Source organism: Chryseobacterium sp. G0201, assembly GCF_003815655.1.
Classification (GTDB): domain Bacteria; phylum Bacteroidota; class Bacteroidia; order Flavobacteriales; family Weeksellaceae; genus Chryseobacterium.
This window is the reverse complement of record NZ_CP033917.1, coordinates 3,964,498-3,988,616: the sequence shown is the minus strand read 5'-3', so window position 1 is coordinate 3,988,616 and position 24,119 is coordinate 3,964,498. Positions and strand designations below refer to the sequence as shown.

The 24,119-nt window shown below is 32.8% G+C and carries 15 protein-coding genes; 7 read left to right on the top strand and 8 right to left on the bottom strand.

Annotation, left to right across the window (positions count from 1 at the left end; all coding sequences use genetic code 11):
* Nucleotides 1-9: 9 nt before the first annotated feature.
* Genes EG348_RS17785 through EG348_RS17775 form a run of 3 tightly spaced genes read left to right on the top strand, consistent with a single transcriptional unit; the run spans nt 10 to nt 4,491 of the window.
* The gene (locus tag EG348_RS17785; protein ID WP_123984309.1) at nt 10-2,463 is read left to right on the top strand and encodes a L,D-transpeptidase; all 2,454 of its coding nucleotides are present in this window, start codon (nt 10-12) and stop codon (nt 2,461-2,463) included.
* 3 nt (nt 2,464-2,466) lie between these two features.
* A complete protein-coding gene (locus EG348_RS17780) occupies nt 2,467-3,522 on the top strand; it encodes an SH3 domain-containing protein (protein ID WP_123984308.1) in 1,056 nt (351 codons plus the stop codon).
* A gap of 27 nt (nt 3,523-3,549) precedes the next feature.
* A complete protein-coding gene (locus EG348_RS17775) occupies nt 3,550-4,491 on the top strand; it encodes an XAC2610-related protein (RefSeq protein WP_123984307.1) in 942 nt (313 codons plus the stop codon).
* Between the two features lie 71 nt (nt 4,492-4,562).
* On the opposite strand, the gene EG348_RS17770 is transcribed toward EG348_RS17775, so the two are convergent.
* The 6 genes from EG348_RS17770 to EG348_RS17745 form a co-directional block, all read right to left on the bottom strand.
* Nucleotides 4,563-6,002: a glycoside hydrolase family 30 protein gene (locus EG348_RS17770; RefSeq protein WP_123984306.1), complete on the bottom strand. Its 1,440-nt coding sequence runs from the start codon at nt 6,000-6,002 to the stop codon at nt 4,563-4,565.
* Nucleotides 6,003-6,045: 43 nt separating this feature from the next.
* A complete protein-coding gene (locus EG348_RS17765; protein WP_123984305.1) occupies nt 6,046-6,855 on the bottom strand; it encodes a family 16 glycosylhydrolase in 810 nt (269 codons plus the stop codon).
* A 263-nt stretch (nt 6,856-7,118) separates the two neighbouring features.
* Nucleotides 7,119-9,341, bottom strand: a complete 2,223-nt coding sequence (bglX, locus tag EG348_RS17760) for a beta-glucosidase BglX (protein ID WP_123984304.1) — start codon at nt 9,339-9,341, stop codon at nt 7,119-7,121.
* Between the two features lie 13 nt (nt 9,342-9,354).
* Complete coding sequence (locus tag EG348_RS17755; protein ID WP_123984303.1) at nt 9,355-10,788, bottom strand: glycoside hydrolase family 30 protein; 1,434 nt, start codon at nt 10,786-10,788, stop codon at nt 9,355-9,357.
* A gap of 3 nt (nt 10,789-10,791) precedes the next feature.
* Nucleotides 10,792-12,318, bottom strand: a complete 1,527-nt coding sequence (locus EG348_RS17750) for a RagB/SusD family nutrient uptake outer membrane protein (RefSeq protein WP_123984302.1) — start codon at nt 12,316-12,318, stop codon at nt 10,792-10,794.
* Nucleotides 12,319-12,328: 10 nt separating this feature from the next.
* Nucleotides 12,329-15,247 (bottom strand): SusC/RagA family TonB-linked outer membrane protein, encoded by a 2,919-nt coding sequence (locus EG348_RS17745; RefSeq protein ID WP_123984301.1) that lies wholly within the window; start codon nt 15,245-15,247, stop codon nt 12,329-12,331.
* Nucleotides 15,248-15,424: 177 nt separating this feature from the next.
* On the opposite strand from EG348_RS17745, the gene EG348_RS17740 reads away from it, so the two are divergent.
* From EG348_RS17740 to EG348_RS17725, 4 genes are all read left to right on the top strand, one after another.
* Nucleotides 15,425-16,612, top strand: coding sequence for an MFS transporter (locus EG348_RS17740; protein WP_123984300.1), 1,188 nt, complete (start codon nt 15,425-15,427; stop codon nt 16,610-16,612).
* Between the two features lie 23 nt (nt 16,613-16,635).
* A complete protein-coding gene (locus tag EG348_RS17735; RefSeq protein ID WP_123984299.1) occupies nt 16,636-17,430 on the top strand; it encodes an NUDIX hydrolase in 795 nt (264 codons plus the stop codon).
* A 112-nt stretch (nt 17,431-17,542) separates the two neighbouring features.
* Entirely contained in the window at nt 17,543-18,721 is a 1,179-nt protein-coding gene (locus EG348_RS17730) for an acyl-CoA dehydrogenase family protein (protein WP_123984298.1), read from the top strand.
* 162 nt (nt 18,722-18,883) lie between these two features.
* Nucleotides 18,884-20,827, top strand: coding sequence for a T9SS type A sorting domain-containing protein (locus EG348_RS17725; protein ID WP_123984297.1), 1,944 nt, complete (start codon nt 18,884-18,886; stop codon nt 20,825-20,827).
* Between the two features lie 64 nt (nt 20,828-20,891).
* Here the strand turns inward: EG348_RS17725 and EG348_RS17720 are convergent, their stop codons facing one another.
* Nucleotides 20,892-23,585 (bottom strand): PD-(D/E)XK nuclease family protein, encoded by a 2,694-nt coding sequence (locus EG348_RS17720; protein WP_123984296.1) that lies wholly within the window; start codon nt 23,583-23,585, stop codon nt 20,892-20,894.
* The gene (locus EG348_RS17715) at nt 23,582-24,118 is read right to left on the bottom strand and encodes a DUF922 domain-containing protein (protein ID WP_123984295.1); all 537 of its coding nucleotides are present in this window, start codon (nt 24,116-24,118) and stop codon (nt 23,582-23,584) included. The genes EG348_RS17720 and EG348_RS17715 overlap by 4 nt, the downstream gene beginning before the upstream one ends.
* Between the last annotated feature and the right edge of the window lies 1 nt (nt 24,119).

The window sequence follows — 24,119 nt, the reverse complement described above, 5'->3', positions numbered from 1 at the left end:
TTACTATTTATGTCACAGTTATTAATCATAGGAGATAAAAATCCCGAAATAGGAAAGGAAACAAAATATACAATCTCTCTTGTCAATTTTGGAGGTTTATCGAATAACATCAGTGTTTTTAACCCTATTTCTGAGATTCCGAAATGGCAAATTCTCGTTCTGGAACATGGAAAATGGCGCAAAACATCTGAAAATACCAAACAGGGTGAAAGTGTATTTTATACTTTCAAACAAAGCAGTCTTTCAAGAGAAAGTATAAAAATTGTTGTTACAAAAGGAAATGACAAAGGAGAATTGATTATTAAAACAAAGAAAGCCGGACAGCCTAAAATTTTAAAAGTAGATCTTCTGGATGTTAATTATAATAAGGTCACAAAACCTTTGCATTATTTTGATACCCTGATTGCAAAAGCTCAGTGCACAGATATGGAAAGTGAAAAGCTTCACTTTACACTTTGGGAAGATGATGCCTTAAAAGAAGGACACAACAAAATTAATGAGATCAATAAAATAAATCCGATCCCAATTTCTGCAACCGTAAAAAGAGGTAAAGCTGAAGCAAGATTCAATATGGCTTTTTATACGCAGGCATCGATGATTGCCAATATGCAATTAGCTAAAGGTGATAAAAGTGAAGGGAAAAATCACGAATATTATGTAACAGCAGATTATTACGGGAAACTTGAAGCCAGTAACAATATAAATATCGTAAACCCTGCTTTCGAGAATCCTATACAAAGAGCTTATGACCTTAAATATCCCGACAAAACACCACAAAAACCAAAGGTAAACAAACGTCCTACTCCAACTCCACCTGCCCCTAAAAAAGATACTTACAAAACACCTATAACTCCAAAGGCAAAAACTAAGGCTCCTGATCCAAAAGGAAAAATTATAAGTGTTGAATTTGTAGACTTTTTGGGAAAACCTTACCAAAACATGAAGTTTGGAACGCAGGTAAAGGCTAAAATCGTTTCCAAGGACATGAAAGGAAAAACCATAAAGCTGAAAATATGGGAAGATGATATTTCCGATCAATTGGTTTATGAGAATAATTATGTTTTAGGTGAAGATGAAAGTTATGCAACGCTTAGCCTAACCACTGAGATGCGCAAAAAAGGTGATGATTTTAAAGAAGGCAGTGAACAGGAATATTTTTTAGAGATAGAATATGCAGGGCAAAGTGTAGATTCTGAGGTGATTAATGTGAATGATTCTGCGCCGAAGATTAAAGTGGAGACTGGGGTGAGTACTTCGGGAGTGAAGCAGAAGACTGTACAGAAACAACAAGGAACCTGTATTTGTCAAGAGCAATATAAAGACTTAATCTGGGGAGGAAAAGTAAGTTGTGAGTTTAGGAAAAAAGTTGTGGAAATATCTCAAGATTTATGGCCTAATAATCACATGAAAATGGCAAATAATTTAATGGCTTGTATGGCATGGGAAACAGGAGAAAGTTTTAGTCCTTCTGCAAAAAATCCAGAATCTTCTGCAACAGGATTAATTCAATTTATGGCTGATACAGCAAAAGATTTAGGGACAACAACTAGCGCTCTTTCCCATATGTCAGCTGTCAAGCAATTAGATTATGTTAAAAAATATTTTGAGAATATACGAAATAAAGATTACGAATTTGTAGATCTTTATTTAAGGATTTTATACCCAGCATCAATGGGCAAACCAGATAATCATATCGTATTTAGCAAAAACGGAAAAGGCTTAGATAAAAATGACAAAAATTATAATGGAAGAATAAAAGCTTATAGAGTAAATTCAGGGTTTGATACTAACCCGAAGTACGGGAATAATGACGAAATGGTGACAAAAGAAGAAATAAAAAAAAGCATTCAAATATATATTGAAAAAGGAAAACAAAATAAAGCTACAAATTTTGAATGTCAAAAAAAATTATCTTCACCCAATGTTTTAAATACAAATAAAGAAAAGGGAACTTGGAATATTATAATAACTGAATATTATACAGGAAAAAAATGTACACATATAGAAAGAACATCAATAAGAGATAACTGCAGAAGAGGTAAAATAGATGTATATGATCATAAGGAAAAGATAGTTTTCACAATAAATGATTGTTTATTAGAAGGAGTAAAAGGTGAAGATAGAAGTAAGACAGGTGCTGATGTACCGTATGGATCATATCAAATAAATAAAAGTACACCATTTTACGGGTCAACAGCTAAAAATAAAAAATCTTATGGTCCAAACCCAAGATTAGTCTTTGAACCAATTAAAGGAAACGGTGATGAAGCTGAGAAAAGCGGAAGATCTGCGATACGTATACATGGAGGTCGACAAGAAGGATATCCTATTAAAACATTAAAAAGAACAGAAGGATGTATAAGAATATATGATGAAGATGCAAAAAAGTTTTATAATTGGTGGGTAGAATTTAATAAAAATAATCCTCAAATAAGCCCTGGAAAAGTAATAATAAAAAAATAATTTATGAAAGTATTGATATTAATATTCATTCCCTTATTCTTTCTTGGATGTCAAGATAATAAATCAAATAAAAAAATTATGCCTAAAGTAATTACAAAACTAGATGAAAATAAAAGTTTAATTGATGATATCAATGTTGAAAATAATTTTCTGTTTGATAATAATGAGATAGAATTTAAAACATTTAAATATGATGGACATTATATAGAAGACTTAAAAATTAAAGATCTTCTTGATAAAAATTATAGGAATAATTTCATTAAAAATTTAGAAAGTCTTAAAAATGAAAACGACAATTCTAAGTCTACCTTAATTTGTCAACTATTGCTTATGAGAATAGTTCAGTTATCTGATAGCAATGCTTTCTATATTTTATCAGAAATTTCTAAAAATGAAATTGTTTCTTATAATGGAATTGAGCTTTATGAAAAAACTCTTATTGAAATATTTTTGGAAGACCCTCTTTTTTTCATTCAACAAAGTACAAAATATAGTGATTCTTCTTTAATAGATTATGTAATTAAGATGTTGCAGCAATATTTTATCAATCAAGACTTTCTAGATATGAATTTGGGATTTATAAAAAATGGAGACAATAGAGATGAATTGTTATTATTAGAACCCAAAAGTCAATTGGAATTGAAATATGCTCCTTTAGTTAAGAAGTTGCAAACTATGCCGAAGGTTGAGGTACAATTAGGGCCTTCTTTTTATACTAATTTTAAAACTCAGGAAAGTTTTCTTGTAAATATTTTCTCTATTCTAGGAAATGATTTATCAAATAAACTGAACTCCTCGGAAAAAGATTTTTATGAAAAAAAAATATATTCAATTATATCAAAATATATCCTAAAAAGTAATATTAAAAAGGCATTTATACAAGATCCTGATGGTTATACAAATTTAAGAAAAGAAAAAAATGCTTCTTCAGAAATTTTACAACAAGTAAAATCTGGAGAGAAAATAGAAATTTTAGATAGTTCTAGCGATTGGTTTTTAGTAAAAACAATAGAAGGAAGAAAAGGATATGTACATAAAAGCAGAATAAAATCAGAATAGATTTAAATAACAATAATACATTTAAAGATGAAAAATATATTATCCTTTTTTATTATCGCGCTTACTATTATAGCTTGTTCAAAAGAAAAACTAGATTTTAATGAAAATAAAATCAATAAAAATTCTGTAGAACTCATAAAAGACAGTACACTTTTTGTCAATTCTTCTGAAGGTGAAGAAGTCAAATTTTCAATAAATAAAATGACTAAAGATTCTATCATAGAAAGTGAAATATTTGGAGAAACAGGTAAATTAATATATAAATTCACTTTTAATAAAGAGCTAAAAACTGGAGAATGTACCACATTAAAATATGAGGAACCAATTTATGTTAATCCAAACCCCAAAATAAAATCACAAATAAAAGAGAATCTTCTTACATCGCCACAAACAAAAGACGGATTACAAAAAATATTTAAAAATTATTCTAAAATTTTATTTAATAAAAAGATAAGCTCTCAGAATCTGAATTATTCATTTTCTATTTCAATATTAGAGAAAGATACTGATAATAAGCCTACAGTAATAAATATTGAAATTAAACAAAATGATAAAATAGTTCAAAATATAAAATACAATCCCAGTTTTTGGTCGTATAATGATTTTAAACCTATAGATTATTTTAACACCAGCTTACAATTACAAGAAGGTATCGAAAGCTATCATAATTTTATTACGGCAGACTTTAATTTTGATAATTTAGAAGATTTTGCGATCCTTTATGATTCCGGAGGAAATGGAGGTCCGGTTTATTCATATTATTTTCAAAATAAAAAGGGTGAATTTAAAAAACCTCAAGATTTTCCCTTGAATGAAGGACCTTTCCCAAAAGAAATTAATAAAAAGGATAATACTTTGACTATTAGCGGACCAATTGGTTGCTGTAAAATAGAAACAACTATTTTTCAATTAAAAAATAGCAAATGGAAAACTATTTCTTCTAAACAAGAAAATATGAATAAAGAATAATTCATCAACCTAAAACAGTATCGGCGGCACCTTTGGTGCCGCCGATACTTAATAAAAATGTTAATATGATGTTATAAAATTACGGTCTGTATAGAGTGCGCAGGCGCAGATAATTTGGCCGACATACCTTCGATCCAAAGATTGGTATCGATATCATTGTCGGAATCATTCATGATAACGGTAACTAACTGTCCATTTTCATTCATGAAAGTTGTTGAAGTTAGAGCAGCTCTATTGGATGAACTTCCGATTCTTTGAGCATTTGGTTTAATGAATTTTGAAACGTGACCAACATAATAATACTCATAAGTATAATGAACTTCCCCGGTTTTTGTATCGGCAATAATGGGTGCAAAACAGAAATTTCCAACATGGTTTGGTCCGCCGGTTTCATCTAGAAGAACGTTCCAATCGGTCCATAAAGCGGTTCCTTTGTTAAAATCATTGATCATATTTTTTCCGTACAATTCGCCTAAGCTTACGTCGTAAATTTTAGACATATCAAATTGCTCCTTACAACCTTCCGTAAACGCTAAAAACTTGTCAGGAAAAGCTCTTTGAGTTTCAATTAAATTATCAAAAAGCTGTGTTTTGTTATTCCATGTTTCATACCAATGGTAACCGATTCCTGATGCATATTTTGAAGTTTCAGGATCGCTTAATGTTGTTGTTGCTCTTTGATAAATCAAATCACGGTTATGATCCCAGATCATCACTTTTTTATCTTTAAATCCATTTTTCCAAAGGGTTGGACCTAAATTATTTTTCAGGAACTCCCCTTCTTCTTCAGCAGTATAAATACAAGATTCCCAGCTTTGCGTTGCCATCGGCTCGTTTTGAACGGTCAGACCCCAAACATTGATCCCTCTTTTTTCGTATTCTTTGATGAATTTCACGTAATAATCTGCCCAAGTTTGATAGAAAGCATTTTCCAGTCTGCCTCCTTTCAACATACTTTTGTTGGATTTCATCCAAGCCGGTGGACTCCAAGGCGAAAAGTAGAAGGTAAAATCTTTTCCAATTGCCTTTTGAGCTTCTTTAATTAATGGAATCTTATACTTTTCATCATGTGCAATGTTGAATGATTTTAACGAATTATCATTTTCCGTTACATAAGTATAAGAATCGCTGGAGAAGTCACACGAGTTCATATTGGTACGAACAACCGTATATCCCAAACCGTTTTTCCCATAATAAGCTTCAAGAATTTCTTTCTGTTTATTTTTTGGAAGTTTATAAAAAGTTTCGGCCGATGCATCAGTGATCGCACCTCCGATTCCGATTAATTTCTGATATTTAAAATCCGGATCAACAAAAACACACGCATCAGTTTCTTTTGGCTGAGCCATCTTTTCGAATTTCACTGTTCCTTTATCAACCATTTTTTCGTTGGTTTTAGAATTGGTGAAAATTACTTTTGCTGTTTTTCCTGCATTTTTTTTCCAGTAATTCTGAGCATTTGCATTAAAAAAAGCTCCCACTACAAAACAACTTACTACTAGTTTCTTCATAATTTCTTTCTATTTTATGGAGAGAAAAATCACTCTCACTTCATTATTTATTCTGATAGACCCTTACGTAATCTATATAATATTTCTGAGGAAAAATGGTGTCATCAATTCCTTCTTTTCCACCCCAAAATCCACCGACTGCCAAATTTAAAATGATAAAATAAGGCTGATCAAAAGGCCACGCTTCATAGGTTTTTTCTTTATTTTCATAGGTGAAAAACTTTTGATCATCAATGTAAACATCAATTTTTTCAGGTGTCCAATCGGCTTTATACACATGGAATTTTTCGCTTGTATCTTTCACGATCAACGTATCGGTTTTCTGTGTTCCGATAATATGATTATACTTTTTCGTATGAACCGACGCATGAATATACCCTTGATTAAAACCAACATGTTCCATAATATCCAATTCGCCATCATCCGGCCATTCTTTCATATTTTCGCTCATCATCCAGATGGCTGGCCAGGTTCCTCGACCTTTTGGTAGTTTCGCACGAACTTCAATAGTTCCATATTGAAAGGAAAATTTCCCTTTCGTTAAAAGTCTCGCCGAAGTATATTTATTCTTTTCCCAGTTTTCTTTTTTGGCTTCAATGACAAGATTTCCGCCTTCGACTCTTGCATTTTCCAAGCGGTTTTTGGTGTAAAACTGAGCTTCATTATTTCCATAACCATCACCCCCGACATCATAATTCCATTTTGTGGAATCTGGTAATCCTTTTCCGTTAAACTCATCATTCCAGATTAATTTTCTGTTGGAATCCGGCTTGTTTGATGCACAACTTGAAACAGAAAAAGCTAAAGCTCCTCCGACTAAAATGGTGATGATATGTTGAAGTTTAATGTTCAAAGTTTTATTTAAAATTTATTTATTAAGATTATCTACAAAGCTTGTCATTTTGCCGAAGGAAGAATCTCCATTATAATTGAATAGATTTTTCACTACACTTTGTTTCGTTCAGAATGACAACTGTTAATATTTTTATTTTCAAATTTTGTCATGATGGAAGCATTTCTACAAAGATTATCTAGATTCTTTTCAAAATGACAAAGATTACGTCTTTTACCACCAAAAGCGGGTTTCATCCCGCTCTCAGTTTTGTAAACTAATATTTATTTTAACCAATTGATTCTTTTTGTCTGAACATCTTTAGAATTTGTTCCAACCATAATATCAAATTCTCCTGCTTCCCAATCATAATTCAATTCATCATCATAGAATTTTAAATTTTCCGGAGTCAGTGTAAAGTTTACCGTTTTACTTTCTCCTTTTTTGATGAATACTTTTTGGAAGTTTTTTAACTCTTTCATAGGTCTTACTACTTTTCCAAACAAATCTCTAATGTACAATTGCACCACTTCTTCCCCATCATAATTTCCTGTATTGGAAACATTTACACTGATACTTAAAGTCTGATTTCCTTTAAGGTTTGTTGAACTTAAATTCATATCAGAATATTTAAAATTCGTATAACTTAAACCATAACCAAACGGAAATTTCGGATCATTATCCAAATCGATGTAAGCCGAAACGTAATTTCTGTCTGTATTATTTTTCGCCGGTCTTCCCGTGTTGTAATGATTATAATAAACCGGGATTTGCCCTTCTGTTCTTGGGAAGGTCATTGGTAGTTTTCCTCCAGGATTTACGCTTCCGAAAAGGACGTCTGCGATAGAATTTCCGGCTTCTGTTCCCAGCCACCAAGTGTAAACAATGGTTGGAATATTGTCTGCAGGCCAGTCAAAAACCAAAGGTCTTCCTGCGTTGATCATTAAAACGATCGGTTTTCCTGTTTTTGCAATTTCTTTTAATAGATCTTCCTGAACGCCCGAAAAATGTAGATTACTTCTACTTTTCGCTTCACCACTCATTGCTGAACCTTCGCCTAAAGTCATGATCACAACATCTGCCTTTTTTGCCGTTTCAACCGCTTCAGCAAACATTGATTTGTCCTGATCATCAACGTTGGAACCTTTCGCATATAGTAAAGTTGAGTTTTTATCTAATTGATTTTTAATTCCGTCAAACTGAGTGATGATTCTTTGATTATCATCTTTAAAAGCGATTGACCAAAAACCGTGATTGGCAGAAGTTTCTTTTCCGAAAGGTCCGATCAATGCAATCGTTTTCGTAGTTTTTGAAAGCGGAAGAATATTTTTTTCATTCTTTAATAAAACAATGCTTTTTGAACCAAATTCTCTTCCAAATTTTCTGTTTTCCTGATTGTTTAATTGTTCTTTCTGTCTTTTTTCGTTGCTGAATCTGTAAGGATCATCGAATAATCCCATTTCGAACTTTTTAACTAAAATTCTTCTTGCAGCATCATCGATCAACTTTGGATCAACCTTTCCTTCCTGAACCAATTTTGGAAGTTCAGCCATATAAGCACGGCTTTCCATATCCATATCGCTTCCGGCAATGATTGCTTTTTCTGCAGCTTCTTTATTGTCTTTTGCGTAACCGTGAGGAACCATTTCACCGATACTTCCCCAATCTGAAACCACAAAACCCTGATAGTTCCATTTGTCTTTTAATAGATCTCTTAAAATATATTTGTTAGCCGTCGCCGGAATTCCGTTGATGTCATTAAAAGAGTTCATGAAAGTCGCAACTCCCGCTTCTGCCGCTGCTTTGAAAGGCGGTAAATAAGTTTCGTTTAACTGTCTCAAACTCATGTCGACAGAATTGTAATCTCTTCCGCCAACTGCTGCTCCATACGCTGCGAAATGCTTTGCACAAGCCATAATAGCATCAATATTTCCCAAACCTTTCCCCTGAAAACCTTTGATTCTTGCCAAACCGATTTGAGTTCCCAAATAAGTATCTTCACCTGAACCTTCCATTACTCTACCCCATCTCGGATCTCTGGCAACATCGACCATTGGTGCAAACGTCCAGTGAATTCCGTAAGCAGAGGCTTCTGTTGCGGCAATTCTTTCAGATTTTTCAATTAAGCCTAAATCCCAGCTTGCAGCCTGTCCCAAATTCACAGGAAAAGTTGTTCTGTACCCGTGAATAACATCCTGACCGAATAACAAAGGAATTTTTAACCTTGATTTTAAAGCTAATTCCTGAAATTTTCTGGTTTCTTCTGCTCCAGCTACATTCAGCATGGAACCTACCTTACCTTTTTTTATTTCATCTAAAACACTTGCAGAATTAGAGTTTTGCGGACCTGTTGCATACTCGAAACCGCTGTACTGAACCAATTGACCTACTTTTTCTTCCAAAGTCATTTTAGATAAGATCTCTGAAACTCTTTGATCAATAGATTTCTGAGCAGTGGCACCAACTCCAAGTGCTACGAATAGTAATAAAAGGCATTTCTTCTTCATGTTGTTCTTTTTTTTAAAAAACGTATGTAGCAACCGAATTTCCCGAAAGGTTAACTGTTGCCGTTTTTCCGTTATATTTTATATTAAATGTTTCTTCATTTTTTGCTCCGTTTTGCACAACCAAAATTCTCTTTCCCGCAGGCGTAATAAAAGCCGCAGTAGAAAGATTGTCTGTTTGAGTAGAAGCTATTCTTCTTGAATCAGCAGGAATAAATTTTGAGGCATGAGCAATGATATAATAAGCAACATTTCTAGTGAAATTTTCACTGTCAGAAACGGTAATTGCACCTTTGCATTCTGTACAACCTCCGTCTGTGTGAGGTTTGTATTGAGGATCATTGGCTAAATTCCATTCAAGAGCAATTTTGCTCCAGTTTCTCATAGAACCGATGATCACGTTTTTGGTATGCCAATTTAAATCTTCATTAAAAGTTCCCTTCGCGCCTGTCCATTGCTCGGTAAAATACAAATTTTTATTCGGAAAAGCAGCATGAACATTACCTAAAGCTGAAATATCACCTTCATATAAGTGAAAAGCAGAGCCATCAATATATTGAGATGCTTCAGAATCGCTTAAAATATTGGTAACGTATTCAGGTTTGTTACAATTGTGATCGTAAACCACAATTTTAGTTCTAATATTATTTGATTTAAAAATCGGACCTAAACTTTTCTTGATGAAATCTTTTTGCTGATCTGATGGCATATACAAGCTCGGGTTATTTCCAGGATGCAAGGGCTCATTTTGAGGAGTTATTGCATCGATTGTAATTCCTTCTTTCTGCATTCCCTGAATATATTTAACGAAATATTTAGCATAAACATCATAAAATTCAGGTTTTAAGCTTCCTCCTTTTGATTTTCCGTTATCTTTCATCCAAACCGGAGCTGACCAAGGTGCTGCAATGATCTTGATCTTTGGATTGATTGCTAAAATTTCTTTTAACATAGAAATTAAATCTTTATCCCTCGCCAAACTGAATTTTGAAAGAGAAGGATCTGTTTGCCCTTCCGGTAAATCGTCGTAAGAAAAAACTTCACTATCCAAATCGGATGCGCCAATACTTAATCTTAAATAACTTATGGAAATTGAATTTTTATCATTTCCGAAAAGTTCATTCAGTAAAGCTTTTCTTTTGGATGGTGAAAGTCGGTTGATTACTTCAACACTTCCACCCGTTAATGTATATCCGAAACCGTCAACATATTGAAACTTTTGAGAATCATCAATATCAATATTTTGAATGTTGTTGGAGTTATTTACGAAACTGATCGGAGATTGCTGTTGTAATTTTACGCTTTGATCACCTTTTGTAAGCCAGACCTGAACTTGATTTCCATTGTTCGCCAGATTGGATTTACAAGAAGTTAAAGGCAAAAGTACCACACCGCCAAACAGCAGTGCAGTACTTTTTAAAAAGAAACTATATAAATTGTGAAACTTCATATTTTAATAGCCAGGATTTTGAACTAAAGCAGTGTTTGTAAGCTCGTTGAAAGGAATTGGTAAAATTTCATTTTTACCAGCTGTGAATCCTCTTGCCCCTAATTTAGAAGGAGCATCTCCCCATCTTACCAAATCGAACCATCTGTGACCTTCACCAGCAAGTTCTCTTCTTCTTTCATCTTTAATGGCTTGCATAGAAACAGGAACTGACGCTAGACCTACTCTAGCTCTTACAGCATCCAAAAGAGCTTGTGCTCTTGCGCCAGCACCATTAAGAGCTTCTGCTTCCATTAAATAGATATCTGCTAATCTGATTGCGATATAGTTTTGACGGAAGTTTAGTTCAACCGGACCAGGCAAGTTGGTTTTATCAGCTGTTCTAGGTAAAAATTTATTTAAGAAATATCCTGAATCTCTGTACGCTCCTGAGTATGTAATCTTACCTTCCTGAACCAACTTCTTAGCATTAAAAATAGTAGCATCTAAACGAGGATCATTCTGCATAAAATTGTATAAATCTTCTGTTACAGGATTAAACGCCCATCCGGATACTAAATCTGGAGCATTATTATTTGGAACATTTGTAAGAGTATAAGATCTTAATCCTACCATGATACAAATTGAATTTCCTTCATCATTACCCTGTCCCCAAAATGGCCAATCTGAATTTCCTTTATTTGTATGCATTACTTCCAAAATAGATTCTGTCGTAAATTTATTATCTACTTTCCAAAGATCTGCATAATTAGCAATTAGATGATAACCATATTGGCTAGTCTGCCCCGGAGTTCCATTAACTTCAATAAATTGTGCTGCTGCAAGATCTTTTTTATTATTATAAAGATAAATTTTTCCTAAAATTGCCCTTGCAGCTCCTTGAGTAATTCTACCTTTGTTTTGATTATCAACAGTCATAGGAAGATTAGGAATTGACTCTAAAAGATCTGCTTCTATTTGAGCATATACTGCATTTGGATCAGATTGCGGAATATTATAGTAATCATCTGTTGCGGAAATAGTCTTTAAAATCAGAGGAATATTTTTAAACATTCTTAAAAGTTCAAAATAATAAAGCGCTCGTAAAGTTTTAGCTTCTGCAACAAATCTTTTTCTTGTATTGTCTGCCATTGTAGCATTGGGGATTCTTTCTACTAAAAGATTTGCACGTGCAATTCCTTGATAAAAATTATTCCAATAACTTTGAGGCATTATAATAGAATTTATACTGTAGTTTGAAAAACCTTGAATTCCTGCCCCATCCGTAGAGCTACCACCACCTGCATAAAAATCATCAGAAGCCGCATTTACAAATGTTACTGTATTTTCAAAACCACCAGCATATTTTCTCAAAATATCATAAACTCCTACCAGTGCACTAAAAGACTGTTGTTCATTCTGAAAATAATTATCCGTATCAAAAGCTCCTTTATTCTGAACATCTTCTATATAATCTGTACCACAAGATGTAGTACTAAAACTAGCTCCTACTAATAGTGTAAGTAATAAACTTTTATATATTTTATTTTTCATTTTTAAATTTTTAGAATTGAATATTAGCTCCAAATAGGAAAGTTCTTGCTTGTGGATAGTAAGCTCTGTCAATACCAAACTCATCGTTTGCTGCAATTTCAGGATCATATCCTGTATATTTAGTAAAGGTTACTAAATTTTCTCCGGTTACATAAAATCTAATTTTACTAGCACCGATACTTTTAGACACATCTTTTGGAAGGGTATATCCTAGTTGAACCAATTTAATTCTAAAGAAATCACCATTCTGTAAGTAATAGTCTGACATTCTTGTAAGATTCTGATTGTCATCTGCCCTAGTCATTCTCGGAGTTGTGTTTGAAGTACCTTCACCTGTCCAACGGTCTAAAACTGTTGTTTGATAGTTTGAATCCTGAACATCAAGTCTTCTTAAACCTTGGAAAATTTTATTTCCAGCCTGACCTTGTCCGAATACCATTAAATCAAAGTTTTTGTAACTCATATTAACAGTAAGACCAAAAGTATATTTGGGTAAAGAGTTTCCTAAGTAAACATAATCATCCTCTGTAATTTTACCATCACCATTCACATCAGTTCTTTTAAAATCTCCAGGTTTAGCTTTTGGTTGGATCAAAGTGCCATCTGCATTTCTATAAGAGTCAATTTCTGCTTGTGTCTGGAATATTCCTGCATTTTGATAACCAAAGAATGATGCATACGGATATCCTATTTGAAATCTGTTAACAGCACCCATTGATTGAAAACCTGCTCCATTAACAAATTTTAAATCGTCTTCTAATCTTAAGATCTCATTTTTAAGGTAAGCAAAATTTCCATTAGCAGAGAAACTGAAATCTCCCCAGTTTTTCTTATAACCTAAGTCAACTTCGATACCTGTATTATTCATATCTCCAATATTTCTATATGGATTGTTCGTAGCACCTACATATCCAGGTATAGCCACCTGTCTTAAGATATCAGTCGTTTTTTTCTCATAGTAATCTACACTTAATGTAAAATTATTGAATAACTTAAGATCTGCTGCAATGTTTAATTGCGCTGTTTCTTCCCAGTGCAAATCAGGGTTTGCTAAAGTCCTGGCTGCATAGCCACTATATAAAACATTATCACTTGCACTACCATTACCTAAATTATAATTGCTACCAGATACGATTGTACTTTTATATAGAAAATCTTCAATAGCATCATTTCCTAAGATACCATAACCTCCTCTAAATTTAAGGCTATTAACAATTTTATTTTCAGGCCAGAAATTTTCATTTGAAACATTCCAGCCTACAGATGCAGCAGGAAATGTACCCCATTGGTGGTTTGGACCAAATTTAGAAGAACCATCTCTTCTTATTGTCCCAGTAAATAAATATTTGTTATCATAATCATAAATAATTCTACCAAAATAAGACGCCTTATGAGTTTCAATTCCGTCTGAGGCTACAACTGACCTGTTACTTGGATCTAAAAAGAAATTGAAAGAAGCATCTTGCCAATTGTTAACTGGTAAATCAGAATGTGTGATAGTTTCTTTATAACCAATATTATATTCATATACTCCCTGACCAACCATTACATTAAGGTTATGTTTACCCCATTTGTTTTGATAAGTAAGAGTATTTTCCATACTCCATTCAAGTTTTTTATTCGTTTCTCTACTTAAGTTGTTTTTTGAAGTATTACTATACGTTGGACTTAAATAAAATAACGGAGTAAAGCCTTCATTACCCCAATAAGACAACTTTCCATTGAGAGCTGATTTAAATGTTAAATGATTTACAGGTTTTATTTCAGCAAAAACATTGGCAACAATATCGTCAGCCCAGTTAGTTTTTCCTAATTGTGTATATTGAAAAGCTAAGGGATTTGCCATCTCCTGATTCACATATTTAGAAATACCATAAGGATTTCCATTGGAATCTCTTACAATGTATGGGTTGGTATAACCATTAGGGTCTACAGTTGACATATCAGTAACAACTACCGGAGTAATAGGATCCAAATTGATTGCAGAGCTAAGAGGCCCTCCAAACTCATTATTTGCATTAATACCTTGGTTTTTGATATGTGTGTAAGATAAAGTTTGACCTACAGTCAACCAATCCAAAACTTTATGATTTGAGTTTAATCTTGCATTAATTCTCTTGTAATTAGAAATATCTCTCATTACAATACCTTCTTGTTCATAATATCCAAATGATGAAAAGAATGTTGATTTGTCACTTCCGCCACTTACACTGAATTCATGAGATTTTCTTTCTGCCGTATTGAAAACTACATCCTGCCAATCTGTACCAACTCCATATTGTGATGGATTAGAATATCGGGGAGCCTGCCCATCATTTACAAAACCTTCATTAATAATATTTGCATATTGAGTTGCATTCAAAAGATCTAATTTTTTAGATGCACTACCAACTCCATAAAAACCATTATAACTTAGATTTAGTCTTCCTTTTGCTCCTTTCTTAGTTGTAACTAAAATTACACCTTTTGCAGCAGATACTCCATAAATAGCAGCAGAGGCTCCATCTTTCAAGACTTCTATGTTTTCAATATCAGATTGATTCAACCATCCAATATTGTCAACAACAATTCCATCTACTACCCATAATGGGTTATTACTTCCTGCTCCAAAACTGGTGACACCACGAACTCTCACTGAAGCAACAGATCCAGGCTGCCCTGAATTGGAAATAACAGTGACACCTGCTGCCCTACCTTGTAGAACTTGTTCTGGTCTTCCCGTAGGTACAGCTTCAATATCCGAAGCTTTAATACTTGATATTGCTCCGGTCACATTACTCTTCTTCTGAGTACCGTAACCGATCATTACCACTTCCTCGATTTTTTGCTCTTTAGGAATGGTGTCATTCGTTTTGTTTTGGGCATTGAAATTTGCAGTAAAATAAAGCACTGCAACCATTCCCAAACTTCTTGATATTCTTACATTCATATACAGTTAGTTTTTTAATTCTCAAATTGAGACAATAAAAATATATTTTTTTTTAAATAATTAACATTATATTAATAAATATTTTAATTTTCCTTTTATTTTTGGGGGTTTAAAGCCCTATATTTGGTGTCATAATTCATAAAAAATCATAAAAAGTTAATAAAATAAATCCCCAAAATGAATACCAAGCTTCCTAATATTTCACTTCCATTAAAACTTACTTTTCTAATTTTCTCTATGGTTTTGAACTGCATGGGCATTGTAATTCTACAACTTTCGGAGGCAAAAATCACCTATGAAAAGCTGGGTTTTCTGGAGTCTTTTAAAGATCTTCCGATAGCTTTTATTTCACTATTTGCTGTAAACTTTATCAGTAAGATTGGAACTAAAAAATCATTGATTTTGGCGTTAACAATTGTTGGTATTTGCTCTACGATTTTGCCTTTTGTGGAAGTTTTTTGGTTTTATAAGCTTTGGTTCGCGATAATCGGGACATGTTTTGCCATCGGGAAGATCTGTGTCTTCGGAATTATTAGAAATAATGTTTCAGAAGAAAAATCTTTAGCCAAAACCATGAATAATGTTGAAGCTTCTTTTATGATCGGGATTTTTGTTGTAAATACTGGTTTTGGGTGGTTGATTTCCAGTCAGTTTTCAGAATACTGGAAATTTGGATTTTTATCAATTTCAATATTATCAATAATAACCATATTTTTATTTTCAAAAATAAAAATTGCAGAACCTATAGAATCTGATAATCAAGGAATCATTTCAGAATTATTAAAATTAATTAACCCTTCAATTATTCTGTTTTTAGGAGTTATATTTTTTATTGTTTTTATTGAGCAAAGTTTTAATTCATGGCTGCCGTCATTTTATAAAAATCATTTGAAGGTCAATTCTTTTTTTGCATTGCAGGCATCTTCATTTCTGGCACTTTTCTCCTACATTGGAAGAACTCTTACCGCGAATATCATTCAAAGATTCTCTTTATCAAAATATTATGTTTTATGTCTTTCGCTGATTATTTTGGTGTTGATTATTATTTTAGGCTTACAATATTTTGATTCGGATAACTCAATGGCACTTTTATTTTTATTTCCTGTTATTGGTTTTTTCCTGTCGCCCCTTTATCCTGTTATCAATTCTAAAATGATCGCTCAGATCGATAGAGAGCAGGCCAATCTATTCACTTCGCTTATCGTTATATTTTCATCATTAGGAAGCTCGGTAAGCTCAATTATTATGTCATTATTATTTGGAAAACAAATGTTAAATTTTTATCCTTTATATATTTTACTCGCTGTAACTGTGCTTTTTACAATAAGTTTGATATATTTTAGGGTTGCTGATAAAAAAATATAGAAAATAATTTTATTTTTACTGTCATGGAAATCAGGGATACAAAAAACAAAGAAACTCTTCGGGAACTTATTGATACAAAAGACTTTGTAGCACATGTATCTGTAGATTGTACCATATTTGGTTTTCACAATAATATTTTAAAAGTGCTTCTTTTGAAGTATCATGACCTTGATTTGTGGTCTCTTCCGGGCGGATTTGTGTTTAATGATGAAGATCTTCGTGAAGCTGCAGCCCGTGTTTTATTTGAAAGAACTCATCTGAAGGACTTATTCTTAAAACAGTTCCATACTTTTGGTAGAATTGACCGTACAGAAAATAATGTACATCAGATCTTGCTCAACAATAAAGGAATTGAGGTGCCAAAAGATCACTGGATCTTCCAGAGGTTTATCACTGTGGGTTATTGCAGTTTGATCGATTTTTCTATTGCCAATACTTTTCCCGACGCTTTCAATGAAACCTGTGAATGGTTTGAAGTCAATAAATTGCCTCAAATGGCTTTCGATCATGACAGAGTGATCGAAACAGGTCTTGAATATTTAAGAATGAATATCAATACTGAAGTTGCAGCGAGTAATCTTCTTCCGGAGAAATTTACGATGAAAGATCTTCAATCTTTGTATGAAACCATTTTGGGAGAGAAATTCAGGAGAAATAATTTTCAGCGAAAAATTTTAAGTTTAAATATTCTTGAAAGATTAGAGAAGCTTTATGACGGTTCTGCCAACAAAGCTCCTTACCTGTATAAATTTAAAGAAAGAATTTATAACCCTACTAATCAATATCCTATCTCCAATGATGAAGATGAGAAATTGTAATATTCGGGTTCAGAAAATCATTAATAAAAACTGAGAATCTTATTAAAAACTACATTCAAAAAAAATTTCTCAGGAATAGTGAAAAGTCTTATTTTTAGAAAAATTAAATTACATGTCATATTATCCTCTTACAAGTATTCCCGACTATTACGGAATTGATGCTTTACTTACCGAAGAACATAAACTGATTCGTCAATCAATAAGAGACTGGGTTGAAAGTTTTGTGATGCCGCAGATCGATAAGGCAGCACAAGATCATACAGACATTCCGGGTTTGATGAGAGAATTAGGGAAAATTGGAGCTTTAGGTCCATATATTCCGGTTGAGTATGGCGGTTCAGGCTTAGATCAGATCTCTTACGGTCTTATCATGCAGGAATTGGAAAGAGGAGATTCTGCGGTGCGTTCTGCGGCGTCTGTACAGAGTTCTTTGGTGATGTTTCCTATCAATGAATTTGGTTCTGAGGAACAGAAAAGAAAATATTTACCCAAATTAGCTTCCGGTGAAATGATCGGTTCTTTTGGATTAACGGAGCCTAATCACGGTTCAGATCCGGGTTCAATGGAAACTTATTTTAAAGATATGGGAGATCATTATCTTTTAAATGGTGCTAAAATGTGGATCACAAACTCTCCATTATGCGACATCGCTGTTGTTTGGGGTAAAAATGAAGAAGGGAAAGTTCAGGGATTGATCGTTGAAAGAGGAATGGAAGGTTTCACAACTCCTGAAACTCATAATAAATGGAGCTTAAGAGCTTCAAAAACAGGGGAATTGGTATTTAATGACGTAAAAGTACCAAAAGAAAACTTACTTCCGGGAGTAACAGGATTAAAAGGGCCTTTATCTTGTTTAAATTCAGCAAGATACGGAATTTCTTGGGGTGTAATTGGTGCTGCAATTGATTGTTACTGTACGGCTGTTCAATATTCTAAAGAAAGAAAACAATTCGGGAAACCAATTGGTTCATATCAATTACAACAGAAAAAATTAGCAGAGTTTTTAACTGAAATCACTAAGGCTCAATTGCTTTGCCTACAATTAGGACATCTTAAAAACGATCATAAAGCAACTCCTGCTCAAATCTCAATGGCTAAGAGAAACAATGTGAAAATGGCTATTGATATTGCAAGAGAATCCCGCCAGATCATTGGCGGAATGGGTATCATGGGTGAATTCCCGATGATGAGACACGCTGCTAACCTTGAGTCTGTGATCACTTATGAAGGAACTCACGACGTTCACTTATTAATTACAGGAATGGATATTACAGGTATCAACGCTTTCTAAAAATTAAAGAAATAGATAAATAAAGAGTCTGGTTAATCGATCAGACTCTTTTATTTTAGTCATATAAGAGGAAATTTATATTCAATGAATAATTATTGAGTCAATAATATTTTGAGAGATTTGTTAAAAATATTTAACTTAATCAAAACTTAAAATGTCAATATGAAAAAAATAATTATTTCTTTGTTAGGACTTACAGCTCCGTTTTATTTTGCCCAACAAGCGGGAGATGTTGTTACTTTTGAACCAAAATTAGATCTTACACCACAAGGAGTCATTAGTTTTATCTCCAATAATCTTGGTGAACAAAATTCTCCTGATTTCGTAAGTTATCTAAACGGTTTTAATGTTGGTTTAAAAGCTTACAAAATAACTTACTATACTAAAAATGAAAACAATGCACTGGTAAAAGCCACAGGATTGATTATGTATCCGAATGTGAATTACAAGCTTTCAACAGTTGTATCAGATCATGGAACCACAGACAACAGAAACAATGTTCCATCTAACTTAAAAGGGGTATTAACGGCAGGTTTTGTAGTTGAGTTATCTTACGCTTTAAACGGGTATATCCTGATGGCGCCTGATTATTTAGGAATGGGTTCCGGCGATGGTGTACATCCATACGTTCACTACCCTACCGAAGCTTCGGCTACCATTGATTTTGTAACGGCTGCCAATAAAGTTTTGTCCCAACTCAATGTAAAGCGTTATGATGAATATTTTATAACCGGATATTCTCAGGGTGCTCATGCTGCGATGTCTACTTTAAAAAAATTAAGCATTTCTAATCCCACTCAATTAAAATTTAAATATGCTTACATGGGAGACGGACCTTATGATTTTTCCGGTGTTACACTTCAGAAAGGGGTTATTGAAAAGGAAATTTATCCTTTTACTTCCTTTCTCGCCAATGTTGTAAATACTTGTAATAATATTGGTTACAAAACGTATACAAACAATATTTCTGAGGTTATCTCTGCTGAATATCTCGCTAAATATAATGAAAATATAATTCAGGAACTTGGCGGATTATTATGGGGACCCCTAATTTGGAGAAAATTATTTACTCCGACTTTTGTGAATGATGTAACCAATAATAACAATAATAAACTAAGACAGTGTCTTAGAGCAAACGACGTTTACGATTGGTACAATAAAACTCCGATGACATTAGGTCATGCGACTGTAGACTTGGCAATTCACCCTGAAAATACTTCAAAAACAATAGATGTACAAAGAGGTTATTATCCATGGTGGGATTTGAATAAATACAAACTTGACTCGTTTTATTGGGGACCGGTCGGCCATATAGGAGGAATCGTCCCTTTTGTACTGGCTTCTAATGTGAAATTTAACACATTAAGAAGTGGCGGATTTTTCAATGAATGGGCAATTTTAACATCAAAAAATGCTGATAATCAACCAAAAGCAAATTCATTACTTTCTTCTCAAATAAAACCTGATCTACAAGGTATGCAATTGGTTGAAGTTACAGATTTCAATAAAGAAAAAAATGATCGTAAAAATTTGATCAACAATAACTTAAGCTCATTAAAAGATGGAGTTTATTTATTAAAAGTATCAGAAAATAATGAGAATAAATTAATTCCTTATGTTAAAAGTACACCAACAGAAGTGCCTGAAAATGAGATCATAAAGTCAACCAACAACAATATTTTAAGTTTAAAAATTAATCAAGAAGAATTATCTACTGTTAATATTTTTGATGAAAATAAAAATTTAGTGAAAACAATATCACAGGAACAATATCTTAAAGATGGCGGAATTGATTTAAACAATATTGATAATCAAAACTATACATTTGAAATTGTAACTCAATTTTATAATCTTCAATTCAAGAAACAAGTTGGTGATGTCACATTAAATGATAATCCGGAAATCTTTACAAAAAACCGTCAGATTATTGTTAAATCAAAGAAAGATTTAAAAAACATTAGTATTTATAGTATTTCGGGAGCTTTAATTCAAAACCAGGAAATTAATCAGTCACAATTCGAATCAAATACTTTAGAATCTGGAGTTTATGTCGTACAAATCACTCCAAACAATGGGAAAATTATTAATAAAAAAGTAAAATTATAACACATTTCTTCATATCAAATCTTCATTAGGTTTGGATGCACTTCAGAAATGAGGTGCATTTTGTTTAGTAAGATTTTATATCTTCAATAAAAGTAAGATTAGGATCTAAAATCTCCAGGATCAAGCTTTTAATAGATTTCATTGCATCATCGATAGTTCCTTTTTCAAATTGTAAAGAAACAACACCCTTTCTGGCTTCGGCAAAGCTCCAGATTCCTGTTTCAATCGGTAATCCCCAAAACTCAGGCAGGTTCTGTACAACATACTGATAGATACATAGCTGTAAAGCCTGTTTTCTGTCGCTGTTAAGGAAATAGTCGTCTACATTATTTTCATCAATTTTTACCGTAAGATTTTTAATTTTCGCTGTTTTATAATCAATGATTCTTAATGTTCCGTTCAAGCGATCAATTCTATCAATAAATCCAAAGAATGAAATTCTGTCTTTATTGTTTTCATCTAAATAAAAATCTACATTTTCAAACCTCTTTTCAATATCAAGGATCTCTAATTTATTTCCATTTTTAACTAATTCAAGATCTACATTTAAGACACTTTCAATCACCTTTTTTGCAATCGCTTTATGAATAAAGTTCATCCCTTTTTCATAGAACTCGGGCTGATGTTTAAGCTTTTCTATTGCCACATCAATATACTTATCAATTGCTTTAATTGAATCTTTTAAATCATTTTCTTTTAACACTTTACCTTTTAATACTTCATAAACTTCTTGAAGTGAATAATGAACCAAATTCCCATAATTCTTCACCGATAATTCCTCTTCAATTTCATCCGTTTCTGAGGTCTTCAAAATCTTTGAAAGATAAAAATCTATTGGATTATAGAGATAACTCGTAAGGTGCGAAGCGGAAACTTTTTCTTTCCATTTTTCTAGTCGCTCCAAGACAATATCTGTCTTCGCAATTTCAATGGGTTTGGTTGTAATTGGCTCGGAAGAATTTTCAATGATCAGGTGCTCAATATTGTGAGAACTTTCCATTTCGATCTGGGTGATAAATCTACTTTTTTCACCTGTATTTACGCCCGAACTTAGCGCATTAAACAATAAATGAACATTCTTGGAGTCCTGTATCAATCGGTAAAAGTGATACGCATAAATACTGTCATTTTCCAAAAAGGTATGAAGATCAAAAAATCGTCTGATATCAAAAGGAATATAGGTATTCTGAGAATTTCCTAAAGGTAATTTTCCTTCATTTACGGAAAGCATAATTACATTCTCAAAATTTAAAAGACGCGTTTCCAAAAGTCCCATGATCTGCAATCCGCGCAAAGGTTCACCTTGAAAATCAATACTTTCCGTATTCACGTGTTGATTAATTAGGATCTCTAATGTTTCCATTTTAATCTCAAAATCGTAAGGCGCAACCTGATTTTTAATAATCTTGAAGGCACTTTCAAAATGAGATACATTTTCATACTGAATATCATCTATTTCCAGCCATTTAATCTGTTTACAGAACGCAATCAAGATATCAAGATAGGCATTCGTAGAATTGGCTTTTTGAAGTAAATTAAAGTATGAAAGTTCGCTAAGAAGTTCGTTTAATAATTTTTTTGAAATATAAACGATGTTCCTCTCCTCTATTTTAGATTTAAATTGAGAGATAATTTCCTCGTCTTCAATAGATTTCGGAAGCTCTTCAAGGATAGGAAAAATATCTCTGTAGTAGTAAGAAGATTTATTTTTTTCTAATTGTTTCTGCAAATAAAACAGTTGCTTTACCGCATTAGAAAACGACAAATTCTTCAAAGGAAAACCCATGGTAATATTTAGGTTTTCAACAGCGTACATTACATCTAAACTTGCAGGAAGCAAATTTTCATCAAGTAAAACTACTGCAGTATTTGAATAGGTCTTATTTTCAATCTCTTTAAAAATTTCAGGAAGAATTTTTGTCTGCGTCACATTTCCTGAAACTTCGTAGACTTTTATATTTTTTGGTTGATTAAAATCATCTTCGATCCATTGGAAAGCTCTGCTGTCATTAAATTCTTTCCACGTTTTATGATTTCTTAAAAACTTTCCGGCTTCCTGTCTTTCATCATCAAAATAATAATGATCAGCCTGAAAAAAACATTGTCCTTTATCCCACTGCAAAAGACTTCTTACCAATTTTTCTTCAACCGGAGTAAAAGCGTTAAATCCACAAAAAACGAAGTTGTCACGTGTATTTTTAGCAAAATCAACGATCTTCGATTTTGCGGTTTCGTGAATCATTCCTGATGTTGCCAAGTTTTTTCCCTGAAGCTTTTCCTTCAAAACAGGAAGAAAAACATTCATGTTTCTCCAAAAATTAAGGAATTTTTTTCTTGGAACGTCATCATCTTCTCCAAGATCCTGAGCCCATTCTTTGATCCTTTCTTCATCAAACATATATTGCAATACTGCCTGATCACTATCAGAAAACTTCAAAATATCATCCCAATCCTTCTGTAAAGTAGGAAACCATTTTAAAAAATCAGCAAAATCATCGTTTGGAATAAGATTAAGACTTTTATAGACATCAAAAGCAAAAAGCCACAGAGAAATCCCCTGAATTGGCTGTTTGTCGGCAATTTGATCAATTAATTCTTCAATTGTAAAAAAGTTAGGAAGAAATCCGGAGTAATTATTTTCCTCTAAAATTTGTCTGATAAAAACGATGGGACGCTTTCCTGGCAGAACAATATTAAATGCAGAAAGATCTGTATTTTGAGCTAATAATTCGTTGATTATTTTATTGAGGAATTTCAAGAGGCTTTATAGATTTTTAGATTTTCTAATTCTTCAGAGATCTTAAGGTCATATTCAGCCTGTTTTACTTCATCTACTCCATGTTTGGTATCTTTATCATAAGAAACCTGAAAGTTTCTATAATCATTTAGATGTCTGTTATAGATAGCTTGAAAATTTTTATTAAAATCACCTGAATTCTTTATTTTTTCCTGAACTTCTTTTCTAAGTTTTCGGGCAAAAACTTCTGCAATATCAAAATGTTTCTGCTCATGTCCTAAAACATAATCGTTGATCTTTTTAACATCTTTCCAGGATTTATCTTCGTTAAAAATAGTTTCAATCTTGATTTTTACAGGAGATTTTGGGTTTGATGATTTCACAACAGAATACACCCAACCGCAGTTTGTATAGGCTACAACATTGGTTCCACGCTGGTTATTTACATTACTTTTAAAATTGCTCCAATTGAGTTTTAAGCCTTCCTGCCAAACAATCTTTTGAGCAAATAAAGCATTGGTTATCAATAAACAAACTAAAAAAATCCATTTCATT

What these genes read in the sequence shown, in the direction of transcription:
- EG348_RS17785 (WP_123984309.1), top strand. Translation starts at nt 10, where the DNA reads ATGTCACAGTTATTAATCATAGGAGATAAAAATCCCGAAATAGGAAAG.
- EG348_RS17780 (WP_123984308.1), top strand. Translation starts at nt 2,467, where the DNA reads ATGAAAGTATTGATATTAATATTCATTCCCTTATTCTTTCTTGGATGT.
- EG348_RS17775 (WP_123984307.1), top strand. Translation starts at nt 3,550, where the DNA reads ATGAAAAATATATTATCCTTTTTTATTATCGCGCTTACTATTATAGCT.
- EG348_RS17770 (WP_123984306.1), bottom strand. Translation starts at nt 6,002, where the DNA reads ATGAAGAAACTAGTAGTAAGTTGTTTTGTAGTGGGAGCTTTTTTTAAT.
- bglX (WP_123984304.1), bottom strand. Translation starts at nt 9,341, where the DNA reads ATGAAGAAGAAATGCCTTTTATTACTATTCGTAGCACTTGGAGTTGGT.
- EG348_RS17755 (WP_123984303.1), bottom strand. Translation starts at nt 10,788, where the DNA reads ATGAAGTTTCACAATTTATATAGTTTCTTTTTAAAAAGTACTGCACTG.
- EG348_RS17750 (WP_123984302.1), bottom strand. Translation starts at nt 12,318, where the DNA reads ATGAAAAATAAAATATATAAAAGTTTATTACTTACACTATTAGTAGGA.
- EG348_RS17745 (WP_123984301.1), bottom strand. Translation starts at nt 15,247, where the DNA reads ATGAATGTAAGAATATCAAGAAGTTTGGGAATGGTTGCAGTGCTTTAT.
- EG348_RS17740 (WP_123984300.1), top strand. Translation starts at nt 15,425, where the DNA reads ATGAATACCAAGCTTCCTAATATTTCACTTCCATTAAAACTTACTTTT.
- EG348_RS17735 (WP_123984299.1), top strand. Translation starts at nt 16,636, where the DNA reads ATGGAAATCAGGGATACAAAAAACAAAGAAACTCTTCGGGAACTTATT.
- EG348_RS17730 (WP_123984298.1), top strand. Translation starts at nt 17,543, where the DNA reads ATGTCATATTATCCTCTTACAAGTATTCCCGACTATTACGGAATTGAT.
- EG348_RS17725 (WP_123984297.1), top strand. Translation starts at nt 18,884, where the DNA reads ATGAAAAAAATAATTATTTCTTTGTTAGGACTTACAGCTCCGTTTTAT.
- EG348_RS17715 (WP_123984295.1), bottom strand. Translation starts at nt 24,118, where the DNA reads ATGAAATGGATTTTTTTAGTTTGTTTATTGATAACCAATGCTTTATTT.